This is a genomic window from Rhodococcus tukisamuensis NBRC 100609 (genome assembly GCF_001894985.1).
GTDB classification, from domain to species: domain Bacteria; phylum Actinomycetota; class Actinomycetes; order Mycobacteriales; family Mycobacteriaceae; genus Rhodococcus_G; species Rhodococcus_G tukisamuensis.
Genome location: NZ_BCXG01000002.1, coordinates 43,580 through 55,325, shown reverse-complemented (window position 1 = coordinate 55,325; position 11,746 = coordinate 43,580). Strand labels below are relative to the sequence as shown.

15 protein-coding genes are annotated in these 11,746 nt (G+C 72.2%); 4 read left to right on the top strand and 11 right to left on the bottom strand.

The window, feature by feature from the left end:
* A complete protein-coding gene (locus RT2_RS02270) occupies nucleotides 1-624 on the bottom strand; it encodes a TetR/AcrR family transcriptional regulator (protein WP_072842906.1) in 624 nt (207 codons plus the stop codon).
* 155 nt (nucleotides 625-779) lie between these two features.
* Here RT2_RS02270 and RT2_RS02265 point away from each other — a divergent pair, with 155 nt between their 5' ends.
* Nucleotides 780-1,760, top strand: a complete 981-nt coding sequence (locus RT2_RS02265) for an antibiotic biosynthesis monooxygenase (RefSeq protein ID WP_072843218.1) — start codon at nucleotides 780-782, stop codon at nucleotides 1,758-1,760.
* Here RT2_RS02265 and RT2_RS02260 read toward each other — a convergent pair.
* On the bottom strand, nucleotides 1,757-2,569 hold the full coding sequence (locus RT2_RS02260) for an SDR family oxidoreductase (RefSeq protein ID WP_083577023.1): 813 nt from the start codon (nucleotides 2,567-2,569) through the stop codon (nucleotides 1,757-1,759). The genes RT2_RS02265 and RT2_RS02260 overlap by 4 nt on opposite strands.
* Nucleotides 2,570-2,683: 114 nt before the next feature.
* Here RT2_RS02260 and RT2_RS02255 point away from each other — a divergent pair, with 114 nt between their 5' ends.
* Complete coding sequence (locus RT2_RS02255; RefSeq protein ID WP_072842905.1) at nucleotides 2,684-3,724, top strand: LLM class F420-dependent oxidoreductase; 1,041 nt, start codon at nucleotides 2,684-2,686, stop codon at nucleotides 3,722-3,724.
* Here RT2_RS02255 and RT2_RS02250 read toward each other — a convergent pair.
* The 4 genes from RT2_RS02250 to RT2_RS02235 form a co-directional block, all read right to left on the bottom strand.
* Nucleotides 3,721-4,527 (bottom strand): LLM class flavin-dependent oxidoreductase, encoded by an 807-nt coding sequence (locus RT2_RS02250; RefSeq protein WP_072842904.1) that lies wholly within the window; start codon nucleotides 4,525-4,527, stop codon nucleotides 3,721-3,723. The genes RT2_RS02255 and RT2_RS02250 overlap by 4 nt on opposite strands.
* Nucleotides 4,524-4,787 carry an SHOCT domain-containing protein gene (locus RT2_RS02245; RefSeq protein ID WP_083577022.1) on the bottom strand — a complete coding sequence of 88 codons (264 nt, stop codon included), beginning with the start codon at nucleotides 4,785-4,787 and terminating at the stop codon, nucleotides 4,524-4,526. The genes RT2_RS02250 and RT2_RS02245 overlap by 4 nt, the downstream gene beginning before the upstream one ends.
* A gap of 77 nt (nucleotides 4,788-4,864) precedes the next feature.
* Nucleotides 4,865-5,542 (bottom strand): response regulator, encoded by a 678-nt coding sequence (locus RT2_RS02240; RefSeq protein WP_072842902.1) that lies wholly within the window; start codon nucleotides 5,540-5,542, stop codon nucleotides 4,865-4,867.
* Nucleotides 5,539-6,717 (bottom strand): sensor histidine kinase, encoded by a 1,179-nt coding sequence (locus RT2_RS02235; RefSeq protein WP_072842901.1) that lies wholly within the window; start codon nucleotides 6,715-6,717, stop codon nucleotides 5,539-5,541. The genes RT2_RS02240 and RT2_RS02235 overlap by 4 nt, the downstream gene beginning before the upstream one ends.
* Before the next feature lie 227 nt (nucleotides 6,718-6,944).
* Here RT2_RS02235 and RT2_RS02230 point away from each other — a divergent pair, with 227 nt between their 5' ends.
* A complete protein-coding gene (locus RT2_RS02230) occupies nucleotides 6,945-7,847 on the top strand; it encodes a universal stress protein (RefSeq protein WP_072842900.1) in 903 nt (300 codons plus the stop codon).
* A 120-nt stretch (nucleotides 7,848-7,967) separates the two neighbouring features.
* A complete protein-coding gene (locus RT2_RS02225; RefSeq protein ID WP_072842899.1) occupies nucleotides 7,968-8,606 on the top strand; it encodes a Tat pathway signal protein in 639 nt (212 codons plus the stop codon).
* A gap of 10 nt (nucleotides 8,607-8,616) precedes the next feature.
* Here RT2_RS02225 and RT2_RS02220 read toward each other — a convergent pair whose 3' ends face one another.
* The 5 genes from RT2_RS02220 to RT2_RS02200 form a co-directional block, all read right to left on the bottom strand.
* Complete coding sequence (locus RT2_RS02220) at nucleotides 8,617-9,354, bottom strand: SRPBCC family protein (RefSeq protein ID WP_072842898.1); 738 nt, start codon at nucleotides 9,352-9,354, stop codon at nucleotides 8,617-8,619.
* Nucleotides 9,351-10,013 carry an alpha/beta hydrolase family protein gene (locus RT2_RS02215; protein ID WP_072842897.1) on the bottom strand — a complete coding sequence of 221 codons (663 nt, stop codon included), beginning with the start codon at nucleotides 10,011-10,013 and terminating at the stop codon, nucleotides 9,351-9,353. The genes RT2_RS02220 and RT2_RS02215 overlap by 4 nt, the downstream gene beginning before the upstream one ends.
* A gap of 41 nt (nucleotides 10,014-10,054) precedes the next feature.
* Nucleotides 10,055-10,381 carry a cupin domain-containing protein gene (locus RT2_RS02210; RefSeq protein WP_072842896.1) on the bottom strand — a complete coding sequence of 109 codons (327 nt, stop codon included), beginning with the start codon at nucleotides 10,379-10,381 and terminating at the stop codon, nucleotides 10,055-10,057.
* An 85-nt stretch (nucleotides 10,382-10,466) separates the two neighbouring features.
* Nucleotides 10,467-10,952, bottom strand: a complete 486-nt coding sequence (locus RT2_RS02205; RefSeq protein WP_072842895.1) for a dihydrofolate reductase — start codon at nucleotides 10,950-10,952, stop codon at nucleotides 10,467-10,469.
* Nucleotides 10,952-11,710 carry a thymidylate synthase gene (locus RT2_RS02200; RefSeq protein WP_245709144.1) on the bottom strand — a complete coding sequence of 253 codons (759 nt, stop codon included), beginning with the start codon at nucleotides 11,708-11,710 and terminating at the stop codon, nucleotides 10,952-10,954. The genes RT2_RS02205 and RT2_RS02200 overlap by 1 nt, the downstream gene beginning before the upstream one ends.
* Between the last annotated feature and the right edge of the window lie 36 nt (nucleotides 11,711-11,746).

The window sequence follows — 11,746 nt, the reverse complement described above, 5'->3', positions numbered from 1 at the left end:
TCAGGACTGGGGTGTGGCGGGGTTCGGCTGCGGCAGACCGGCACGGATCTGCCGAAATGCCTGGGAGACAAGCTCTCCCGGGTCCGCGGCGGTGGAGGTGTCGCGCAGCCACAGTTCGATCGCGGCCTTGCAGGCGGCGCCGGCGGCCATCTGCAGCAGGTTGGGGTAGAGGTCGGTGTCGATGTCGGTGCCGGTGCGCTCGGCGATGGCCTCGCCGAGGATCCGGGTGACGCGTCCGCGCATCTCCACCTTCCGTGCCATCAGCGCGGGAGAGTCCTCGACCAGTGCCATCACGGCAACGGTCTCGTCGAGGCGTCTGGCCGGGTCGGTGACCAGGTCGACGGACAGCCGTTCCAGGGAGTCCCAGATCGGTTCGTCGGCGGGCCGGGCCCGCAGCAGGTGCATCCACACCGTCGCCTCGGTCTCGAAGCGGTACAGGATCGCTTCTTCCTTGGACGAGAAGTAGTTGTGGAAGGTGCGGGTGGACACGCCGGCTTCGGCGGCGATGGCGTCAGCAGTCACGGCGTCTACGCCGACGGCGCGGGCAAGTGAGACCGCGGCGTCGCTCAGGGCCGTGCGGGTGGCGGCCTTCTTGCGGTCGCGCAGACAGGATTTGCTGGTCACCTCCTCGAAGGTACCTTTGTTGCAGAGTTCTGCAATCTTGCGCAGGTCTGCAGAATTGTCGACTTGGCCACAGTGCGGCAACGGAAGTGGTGTGGGTCACATTCGTCGTGGGTGGCGACTACGCTGATCGGGAGTCCCGTCGGGAGGCCCCCACCATGAGTCCGTCGTCGTCGGAGTCCGGCACCGCCGCACCGCGACACTCGCCGGCGACGGTGGTCGTGACGCAACGCGTCCGCCCGGGCCGGCGCGCCGACTTCCGGCGCTGGCAGGACGAGGTGGACCGCGCCGCCGCGGCGTTCGCCGGGTTCCTCGGCGCCGAGGTCACCGGGCCCACCGGCGCCGGGTCTCAGTGGTCGGTGGTCTACCGGTTCGACGGCACCGCGAACCTGAAACGGTGGCTCGACAGCGACACCCGGCGCGAGCTGACGGTCCGCGGCGCCGACCTCTTCGAGGCGCCCCCGATCCAGCACGTGCTCGTCGACGAGGCCGACGACGACGTCGTGACGGTGGTGGTCTCGCACCCGCACGTGCCCGGCCGGGAGGACGAGTTCGTGGCCTGGCAGCAGCGGGTCATCGAGGCGGAGAAGGGGTTTCCGGGATTCCGGGGCTCTCGGCTGCACCGGCCGGTGCCCGGGATCCAGGACAGCTGGGCGATCGTCTTCAGCTTCGACACCGCGGAACACCTCGACGCGTGGCTGGGCTCGCCCGAACGTGCCGCGCTGCTTGCGGAGGGGCGCGACTTCAAGGAGTACGAGGTGCACCAGATCGCGAACCCCTACGGGTCGTGGTTCCCGGCGCCCGGGCCCGGGGCCGGCGCCACCGCGTCGTGGAAGACGGCGCTCTCGGTGCTGGTCGGCCTGTACCCGACCGTCGTGATCCTCACCGTCGCGCTCACCGAGATCTGGCCGGGCGCGGAGCTGTGGGCGACCCTGCTGGTCGGCAACATCGCCTCGGTCAGCCTCCTGACCTGGGTCGTCATGCCATTGGTCACCCGCATGCTGGGCTTCTGGCTGGAGCCGGGCCGGCGCCCGGGCCGGCGCACCGACACGCTGGGGCTGGTGACCTCGGTGGGATTCCTGACCGCGGCTGCCGTCGTCTTCTGGCTCGCCACCACGGTGGTGTGGACGCTGCCCTAACCCGGTGTGCCCAGGGACCGGCGGATGGTGCGCGCCAGGAACGGGCGCAGCAGCGGTTCGGCGATCCCGCCGGCGCGGACCAGGACGCGGGTCAGCGGGTCCACCGAGATGTGGTGGCGGCCCTGTTCGATCCCCTTCAGCACCGCGGCCGCGACCTTGTCGGCGGAGACCGGCGCGACTGCGCCGGACACAGCCACGGTCTCCGGCGGCTTGCGGGTGTTCTCGACGGCCAAGCCGGGGGTGTCGGTGTCCGGCGGGTACAGCACCGCGACCGTGACCCCGGCCGGCTGCACCTCGTAGCGCAGGCAGTGCGCGAGTTCGTGCACGGCGGCCTTGGTGGGTGCGTACCCGCTGTAGCCGACCACCCCGATCAGTCCGGCGGTCGAACTGGTCAGCACCACGGTGCCGCGGCCTCGGGCGACCATCCCCGGCAGCACCGCCCGCGCCGCATGCACCGCGCCCAGGTAGTTCAGCCGCATCTGCGACTCGAACTCCTCGACCGGCACCTCGAGGAACCGCCCCGGCAGGGCGGTGCCCACGCACGCGACCAGCACGTCGCAGGGACCGGACCGGGCCTCGAGTTGCTCGACCGCCCGCGACAGTCCCGCCGGGTCGGTGACGTCGGCGACCGCCCAGTTCGCGCCCATCGGCTCGGCCGTCGCGCGCAGCAGTTCCTCGCCGCGGGCGAGGATCGAGACCGTCGCACCCCGGGCCGCGGCGGCGCGGGCCACCGCGGCGCCGATGCCCTGGGAGCCGCCGGTCACCAGCACGTGCGCGTGCGGCCAGTCGATCCGTCTCTTTCGTCTCACGGCGCGATCGTAGGGTCACTCGGTCACGGAAGACGGTCACTTCTGTCATACGTTTACCGCGCCGCGCTGCGTAGGGTGCGAGGCAACGTCCAACGAACAGATTCGAGGTGCCCGGTGCAGATCGGAATGCAGATCACCTACAGCGGCGGTTTCGCCGAGACGGTCGCGGAGGTCGGGGACCTCGAACGCGCGGGTCTCGACATCGCTTTCGTCGCCGAGGCGTACTCCTTCGACGCGGTGAGCCAGCTCGGCTTCCTCGCCGCGAAGACGAAGACGGTCAAGCTCGCGTCCGGCATCTTCCAGATCTACACCCGCACCCCGTCGTTGATGGCGATGACCGCGGCGGGTCTGGACTTCGTCTCGGACGGGCGCTTCGTGCTCGGCATCGGCGCCTCCGGCCCGCAGGTCATCGAGGGCTTCCACGGCGTGCCGTACGACGCACCGCTCGGACGCACCCGCGAGATCGTCGACATCTGCCGTCAGGTGTGGCGCCGCGAGAAGGTCAACTACCAGGGCAAGTACTACCAGGTCCCGCTGCCCGCCGAGAAGGGCACCGGCCTGGGCAAGCCCCTCAAGCTGATCAACCATCCTGTGCGCGAGCGCATCCCGATCGTGATCGCCTCGCTGGGGCCGAAGAACGTCGCGCTGACCGCCGAGATCGCCGAGGGCTGGGAGCCGATCTTCTTCCACCCCGAGCGCGCCGACGACGTGTGGGGCGAGTCGCTCGCCAAGGGCAAGGCCAAGCGCGACCCGAGCCTCGGCGAGCTGGAGGTCTACGCCGGGCCGGCCCTCGCGATCGGCGAGGACGTCGACCACATGCTCGAGTGGATCAAGCCCAATCTGGCCCTCTACATCGGCGGCATGGGCGCCAAGGGCAAGAACTTCTACAACGACCTGGCCTGCCGCTACGGCTACGAGGTCGAGGCCGCGACCATCCAGGAGCTCTACCTCTCCGGCAAGAAGGAAGAGGCCGCGGCCGCCGTGCCGGACGAGCTGGTGCGGGCGATCTCGCTGATCGGTCCCGCCGGCTACGTCAAGGAGCGGGTCGCCGCGTTCGCGGAGGCCGGGGTCACCACGCTGAACGTCGCGCCGCTGGCCGCGGACTCGGCGGGCCGGGTCAAGCTGATCGAGCAGCTGCGCAAGATCGTCGACTAGAGCGCGGGGGATCGGCGGAGCCGGGCCAGCATCGGGGCGAACGCCTCGGCCAGCTCGCCCGGCACCGTCACCTCCGTGATGCCCAGACGCTCCTCGCGCTGGCGTAGGAGGTCGAAGGCCAGGCCGGGGTCCGCGGGCAGCAGGCCCGCCGACCCCAGCCGCCGGAGTTCGTCGAGGGTGGGTCCGCCGGTCCGGGCGAACCACGACGGCAACGCCTCGCCGACGCCCACCGTCGACTGGGTGAACACCATTGCCGGGCCGCATTTTTCGCGCGCGGCCTCGACGGTTGTCTCCAGATCTGCCTCGGTTGCGGTGGGGCCGAGGGCGAGCGCGATGCGATCCGCCACCCGCCCCGCCGCGGCCGTCATCTTGGGCCCCGCCGCCGAGACGATCACCTCCGGCGCCGGGTCTACGCCCGCCCGCACCGCGGCCACCGATTCCTCCACCGCGGCGATCCGGTCCGGCGCGGCGGGCCAGGACGCCCCGAGCCGGCGTGCCTCCTCCTCTGCATCCGGGCGTCCCGGCCCGATGCCCAGATCGAACCGTCCGTCCGAGAGTTCTTGCAGGGCGGCGCATTCCCGCGTCAGCGCGGCCGGGGTGCGCAGCGGCGCCGCGGTCACCCAGGTCCGCAGCCTGAGCGTGGTCGTCACCGCCGCCGCGGCCGCCAACGCGGGGAAGGGCGAGGTGGTCCACAGGGTGTCCGGCACCAGCAGTGAGTCGAACCCCTGCTCCTCGAGATGCCGGACCCGCCGGATCCAGTCGGCGCCGGACCGGGCGGGGGCCTCCACCACCGCGACCCTCATCGCCGGGTCTCCCGCAGCACCGCCAACCGGGCGCGGTACTCGGCCTCGGTGATCTCGCCGCGGGCGAAGACGTCGCGCAGCGTGGACTCGCCGTGGTGCCCGCGCCAGCGGCGACGGGCGAGGACGACCAGCACGATCACGGTCACCCAGAAGGCGATGGGGACGAGGACGAACCACGGGCCCGGCCCCCAGCCGGGTCCGTAGCGGCCGTCGAAGTGGTCGGCCAGGATCAGGGACGTCTGTGCGCTGAGAGTGTTCATGTCCCGAGCCTGGCCGCTCGCGGTGCTCCGGCGCATCGGCCGCCGCGCGGCATCTCGGGTACGCGTCGGGACGTACCTCAGTCCCGCCAGCCGGGCCGGACCAGGCCGGACTCGTAGGCGAGCACCACCAGTTGGGTGCGGTCCCGCGCACCCAGCTTGAACAGGATCCGGCTGACGTGGGTGCGCGCGGTGGCGGGGCTGAGGAACAGCCGTTCCCCGATCTCGGCGTTGGTCAGGCCCTCCGCCACCAGGGTCATCACCTCGCGTTCGCGGTCGGTGAGCTCGGTCAGCTGGGCGGCGTCGGGGGCGGGCTTGGCGCGGGCCGCGAACTCGGCGAGCAGCCGCCGGGTGACGCCGGGGGAGAGCAGCGCCTCGCCGTCCGCGACCACCCGCACCGCGCGCACCAGGTCGGCCGGTTCGGTGTGCTTGACCAGGAACCCGGCGGCACCGGCGCGGATCGCCTCGAAGACGTACTCGTCCAGCTCGAAGGTGGTCAGCACCACCACCCGGACCCCGGACAGTGCCGGCCTGGCCGCGATCCGGCGGGTGGCCTCGAGCCCGTCGAGCACCGGCATCCGGATGTCCATCAACACGACGTCGGGCACCAGCTCCGTAGCCAGCCGCAGTGCCTCCGCGCCGTCCTGGGCCTGGCCGACCACCTCGATGTCGTCCTGGGCGTCGAGCAGGGCGGCGAACCCGGCCCGCACCAGCGCCTGGTCATCGGCGACCAGGACCCGGATCGCGGGCGGCGTCACGTTGGCTCACCGCCGCCGATGTCGTTGCCGGGCAGGGGCAGTCGCGCGTGTACCCGGAAGCCGTGCGGGGACCGGGGACCGGCGCTGAGGGTGCCGCCGAGGGCGTGGGCGCGTTCGGTCATCCCCGCGATGCCGGCGCCGTGCGGGGCCGCACGACGGCCGTCGCCCACGCCGTCGTCGTCCACCTCCAGTTCCAGCAGGCCGGGCAGGTAACGCACCGACACCCGCGCCGCGGTCTGGCCGGAGTGCCGCGCGACGTTGGTCAGCGCCTCCTGCACGATCCGGGCCGCCGCCAGGTCCACCGCCGCCGGAAGGGGCTGCGCCGCACCGGTTGTGGTGGTCTGCACCCGGATCCCGGCGGCGCGGGCCCGTTCCACCAGGGCGTCGAGGTCCGCGACCGTGGGGGCCGGCGCGAGCGGTGCCAGTTCGGCGCCGCCGCGGCGCAGCGTCCGCAGCATGGAGTGCACCTCGAGCAGGGCGTCGCGGCTGGCGGTCTTGATGGAGGCCAGTGCGATGCCCGCCTGTTCGGGCCGGCTCTCGAGCAGCTCGAGGGCCACGCCGGACTGGACGTTGATCATCGAAAGGCTGTGCGCCAGTACGTCGTGCAGCTCGCGCGCGATGTCGAGCCGCTCCTCGGTGGCGCGACGCAGGCGCTCCTCCTCGGCGCTGCGGGCGGCCGCCCGGGCCCGTTGGCGGCGTGCCCGGGCCGCGTCGCGTCGCTGCCGGATCAGCTCGGCCACCGCCAGCAGGGTGAGCAGCCAGGCGGCCAGCCCCACCATTGCGGCGGCCGGCGGGATGGCGCGGCCGGTGACCCACGGGACGCCCCACACGAACACCACGTAGCCGACCGCGGGTACCGCGTACATCGGCCAGCGCCGGGTCGTCGGGGCGGCGGTGAGGAACGCGACGACCATGGACAGGAAGACGGGACCCTCCCCGTACCCGAGCAGCAGGTAGGCCAGTGCCGCCGCCACGGTCACCGCGAGCACCGCGACGGGCGCGGTCCGCCGCCACAGCAGTGCGACCGGACCCACCACGAGCAGGACGAAGGCCGCCGCGTCGAGCGGTTGCGTGCCCGGTTGGTGCCGGGCCGCGGCCACCGAACCGACGCAGGAGACGACGCCGACCGCCGTCGCGAGTGCGACGTCGAAGGGCCTCGGCACCCGGGCATGCATGGCTTCAACCTAGCGCCGGACGGCGGCCGCGGCATCGGTCTGAAGGCGTAACGCGGAGTCCGCCGCGCGGCGCAGTCGGAGACCGGGACCGGGATCGGTTGTGGTGCCGTTTCTCACACCGCGTCTCGGCCCGCCTCGGACTTCGGGTGCCCGGGCGGCGGGGTGCGCCCCGCGCGACGGGTCTGGAGGGCACAATCGGTGAAAACCGGACAGCTGGAGGACAAGGCATGAGCGCAGGCAAGCCCGTCGTAGTCGGAGTGGACGGATCTGAATCGGCGTCGACCGCGGTGGTGTGGGCCGCGCGGACGGCGGCCGGCCGCAAGGTTCCGCTGGTGCTCGTCTCGGTGGTCCACGTGCCCCCGTACTACTACTCCGAGCCCTACCTGGCCCGCGGCTACAGCGACGACCTGAAGAACGAGGGCCGCGCGCACCTCGACAGCGCCGAGGTGCTGGCCCGCTCGGTCGCCGAGGACCTCGGCCCGCTCGAGGTGGAGACCAAGCTGCACGAGGGCCGGATCGCAGACATCCTGCTGCAGTACTCGGCCGACGCCACCATGATCGTGCTCGGCAGCCGGGGGCTCGGCGAGTTCACCGGGGCGCTGCTCGGCTCGGTGACCCGCGCGGTGGCCTCGCACTCGACCGCCCCGGTCGCGGTGGTGCGCGGCCGCACCCTCGACGGCCGCCCGCCCGCCCAGGGCCCGGTCGTGGTCGGTGTCGACGGGTCCGAGGTGAGCGAGGCCGCGGTGGCCGTGGCGTTCGCGGAGGCGTCCGCCCGGGGCGCCTCGCTGGTGGCGGTGAACGTCTGGAGCGACGTGTCCGTCCAGCCCTCGCTCGGGGCCACCGCCTCGGACCCGCACTGGAGCGGGATCCAGGCCGCGGAGGAGGCGGTGCTCTCGGAGCGGCTGGCCGGCTGGCTCGAGCGGTACCCGGACGTGAACGTGCAGCGTGTGGTGAGCCGCGACCGCCCGGTCCGGGTGCTGAGCGAGTACTCCGAGCAGGCCCAGCTGCTGGTGGTCGGCAGCCACGGCCGCGGCGGGTTCAAGGGGATGGTGCTCGGCTCGACGAGCAACGCGCTGATGAACACCGCCGACTGCCCCGTCCTGATCGTGCGGCCGCCGGCACGGGACTGATCGGGCGGCCGGGGCAGGGCTGATCGGACGGCAGGGGCCGGGCCGAATCGGGCTGCGCAGTAACGGAACCAGACCGGAAACGATGTTTTGAGTAGCTGACCCATCGTCGAAGGAGGCTCCATGAAGCAGCGTTTCACGTTCGGGCGTCGACTGGCCACCGTCCTGACCACCGCGGCAGCGGCGACGGCCCTGCTCGCCGGCACCGCGGTCGCGGCGCCGACCCCGCAGCCCACCGCCGACCTCGCGGCGGCCGAGGCGGGCCTGCGGTCCGCGGCGGCAGGCGACCCGGCGGCCGCGGCCGCCGTCGAGCGGCTCGTCGCCGCACCCAAGGACGTGAAGGGCGCGGTGACGCCGGTCTTCACGCTGCCGGGCCAGATCTTCCCGGTCCCCGCCTACTCCGACACCGGGCAGGGCGGCGAGGTCCTCGGCCAGCTGTACGGGTCCGGGGTAGCCACCAACATGAACAAGGAGTTCCGGTTCGGGTTCTTCGGTGGGCCCGGCACCATCGCCGACGACCAGACCGGCGCCGAGCTGAACGTGGTCTGGTACAGCCTGGCCAACGGGACCAGCGGCATCACCAGGCTGGACCAGAACAACAAGGTGGTCCCGACCGTCATCTCCTCCGCCCCGCTGAACGTGGGCAGCGGCATGGTTGTCGGCGCCGTCTACGGCAACCTCAAGCACAAGGTGGGGCCGAAGGCCGAGGACGTCGTCACGAGCACCATCTGGTGGCCGAGCATGGGCATCGTGACGGCCTGACCGGGCACGGCTAGCCGCAGTCGCAGCTGCCCGCGCTCTCGCGGGTGTCCCACCAGCTGCCCCAGCGGTCCGCGAGGGCCGCGAACTCCTCGGCGCCCTGGCCGTAGGTGCTCACGATGACCTGAGCGCCTCCGCCGGGGCGCTGTGGGTTGCCGGGCAGGACGCCGAGCATGAGCAGTCCCGGTCCCCACGCGTCCACGGTCAGTCCGAGTTGGGTGGGGGAGCGGAACCACACCGTGCCGCTCAGGGTGTCGCCGGTCGCGACCGGCGCCGAGAACCCGGAACCGGGGTCGCCCACGACGGTGTCCACTCCGAGCAGGTGCGCGGCGGTGACCCCGCCGGTCGGCCCGTCCAGGTGCAGGGTGCGGCGCTCGGCGAGGCCGTGCCGCTCGAGGCCGAAGCGCAGCTGTTGCAGGAAGGTGGCCCAGCCCTCGGTGATGTCCTCGTACCAGTCGTCCCACTCCGGGTTTCCGCCCTTGGGTGCCCGGGTGATCCGCACCGTGGTGGTGCCGTCGCACGGGGAGAGGGTGAACCGGTCACCGCCCTGGAGGGTCAGGGTCCGCGCCGGCGCGTCCTCGCTCACGCCGTCGAAGTAGATCTGCGTGATCTCCTCGTCCAGGCCGTCCTCGCCGTCGTACTCCCAGCCGTGCCAGCGCCTGATCAGGGCCGGGTCGCGCAGGGCCTGCCAGACGAGGTCGGGCGCCGCGGCGACGGTGGCCTCGATCACGGGCTGCGGGGCAGTGGTCATCGCGGGTCCTCCGGGTCTGTCGTGGGCAGGGCGAAGGCCTCCGCGGCGGCGGCCACCGCGCGCGGGACCGCGTCGCTGCGATCCGGGGCCAGGTCGTGCCCCTTGCCGTCGACCAGGACCAGCGTCGTCGGTGCGGTGACCAGTTCGAGGGCGGCGCGCAGCTCGTCCGGCGTGCCGAAGGAGTCGCGGGTGCCGTGCACGAACACGCAGGGGCAGCACAGGTCGGGAAGATGTGCGGTCCTTGCCTTCTCGGGCTTTCCAGGCGGGTGCAGCGGGTAGGAGAACAGCAGCAGGCCGTCGCAGGCCTGCGGGCGTTCCGCCGCGAGCATCGACGACTGCCGGCCGCCGTAGGAGTGCCCGCCGAGCAGCAAAGGTCCCGGCGCCAGTTCGCAGACCGCGTCGGCGGCCGCCGCGATCCCGGCCCGGTCCGCCTCGGCCCCGGACGGGTGCGGGGGACCCTTCGGCCGTCGTTGCCGGAACGGCAGGTCGTACCGCAGCACCAGCAGGCCCCGCGCCGCGAACTCGTCGCCTGCGCGTCGGAGCAGGGGAGCCTCGCAGTTGCCGCCGGCGCCGTGCGCCAGCAGCAGCGCGGCCACCGGCTCGCCGTCCGGGCGGTGCAGGTGACCGTGTACGCCGTCGCGCTCGAACAACTCGCTCATGGCGCCCAAACCTACGCCGTCACCGCGATGACGGCTGCGTGCTACTTGGCGACGGTGAGCAGGAACGCGACGTCCTCGAGCGCCTCGACGCTGTGCCGGGCCTGCGGGATGACCAGGAGGTCGCCCGCCGAACCCTTCCAGGAGTTCTCGCCGACGACGAGGGACAGCGTCCCGCTCAGGACCAGCAGTGTGGCGTCTCCGGCGTTGTCGTGCTCGGCCAGGCCCTCGCCGGCGCGCAGCGCGACCACGGTCTGCCGGAGTGCGCGTGAATGGCCCCCGACGAGCGTCTGCGAACTGCGGCCGCTCGAGGCGGCGGCGGCGAGCTTGAGCTGTTGCCGCGCAACGGCGGTCAGCGACTTCTTGTCCATCTCGTGCCTCTCGAGGGTGGGTCTGTCACCTGCACCAGCAGTATGACCCACGTCACGCAAAAGGGGGCCACAGGAGGGTAACGACTCAGCGTCGGACGTACGTGCGGAACCGGAAGCGGACGCCGTCCCGGCTGGAGGTCTGCCAGTCCCCGGTGTGATCGGGCGCCCACTCCGGGCCGATCGGCGGGGCGTAGGCGTCGCCCTCGACGTCCAGGTCGACCTCCGTCACCGCCAGTCGGTCGGCGAGTGGCAGTGCGGCGGAGTAGATCTGGCCGCCGCCGATGACCCAGGTCTCGCCGTTGCCGGCCAGGGCCAGCGCGTCGGGCACCGAGTGTGCGGCCTCGGCGCCGTCGGCCGCCCACCGCGGGTCGCGGGTGACCACGATGTTGCGCCGGTCGCTGAACGGCCGGAACCGGGGCGGGATCGAGTCCCAGGTCTTGCGGCCCATCACCACCGGGTGGCCGGTGGTGACGTCCTTGAAGTAGGCCATGTCCTCGGGGATGCGCCACGGGATCGCGCCGTCGCGGCCGATCACCCCGGCCCGGTCCTGCGCCCAGATCAGACCCAGCACTAGACGGCCACCGGGGCCTTGATGGCCGGGTGGTGCCGGTAGCCGACGATCTCGACGTCCTCGAACTCGTAGTCGAAGATCGAGTCCCGCTTGCGCAGCTTCAGCGTCGGGTACTCGTAGGGCTCGCGGCTGAGCTGCTCGGCGACCTGCTCGGTGTGGTTGTCGTAGATGTGGCAGTCGCCGCCGGTCCAGATGAACTCGCCCACCTCGAGCCCGGCCTGCTGGGCCACCATGTGGGTGAGCAGCGCGTAGCTGGCGATGTTGAACGGCACCCCGAGGAACAGGTCGGCGCTGCGCTGGTAGAGCTGGCAGGAGAGCTTGCCGTCGGCGACGTAGAACTGGAAGAAGGCGTGGCAGGGCTGCAGAGCCATCGCATCGAGGTCGGCGACGTTCCAGGCCGAGACGATGATGCGCCTCGAGTCCGGGTTGGTCCGCAGCGTCTCGAGCACCTTGCTGATCTGGTCGATGTGCTCGCCGTCCGGCGTCGGCCAGGACCGCCACTGCACGCCGTAGACCGGACCCAGCTCGCCCTCGGGAGAGGCCCACTCGTCCCAGATGGTGACGCCGTGCTCGCGCAGCCACTCGACGTTGGACTCGCCGCGCAGGAACCACAGCAGCTCGTAGACGATGGACTTGAGGTGCACCTTCTTGGTGGTGATCAGCGGGAAGCCGTCGCGCAGGTCGAAGCGCATCTGGTGGCCGAACAGGCTGCGGGTGCCGGTCCCGGTGCGGTCGGCTTTCGGCGTGCCGGTTTCCATGACCAGCCGCAGCAGGTCCTCGTACGGGGTGGCAAC

Bases quoted from the DNA above. Each gene is read 5' to 3' on its own strand.
- RT2_RS02200 (WP_245709144.1), bottom strand. From the start codon at position 11,710: ATGGAAACCGGCACGCCGAAAGCCGACCGCACCGGGACCGGCACCCGC.
- RT2_RS02210 (WP_072842896.1), bottom strand. From the start codon at position 10,381: ATGGACAAGAAGTCGCTGACCGCCGTTGCGCGGCAACAGCTCAAGCTC.
- RT2_RS02235 (WP_072842901.1), bottom strand. From the start codon at position 6,717: ATGCATGCCCGGGTGCCGAGGCCCTTCGACGTCGCACTCGCGACGGCG.
- RT2_RS02250 (WP_072842904.1), bottom strand. From the start codon at position 4,527: ATGAGGGTCGCGGTGGTGGAGGCCCCCGCCCGGTCCGGCGCCGACTGG.
- RT2_RS02265 (WP_072843218.1), top strand. From the start codon at position 780: ATGAGTCCGTCGTCGTCGGAGTCCGGCACCGCCGCACCGCGACACTCG.
- RT2_RS02220 (WP_072842898.1), bottom strand. From the start codon at position 9,354: ATGACCACTGCCCCGCAGCCCGTGATCGAGGCCACCGTCGCCGCGGCG.
- RT2_RS02225 (WP_072842899.1), top strand. From the start codon at position 7,968: ATGAAGCAGCGTTTCACGTTCGGGCGTCGACTGGCCACCGTCCTGACC.
- RT2_RS02215 (WP_072842897.1), bottom strand. From the start codon at position 10,013: ATGAGCGAGTTGTTCGAGCGCGACGGCGTACACGGTCACCTGCACCGC.
- RT2_RS02230 (WP_072842900.1), top strand. From the start codon at position 6,945: ATGAGCGCAGGCAAGCCCGTCGTAGTCGGAGTGGACGGATCTGAATCG.
- RT2_RS02245 (WP_083577022.1), bottom strand. From the start codon at position 4,787: ATGAACACTCTCAGCGCACAGACGTCCCTGATCCTGGCCGACCACTTC.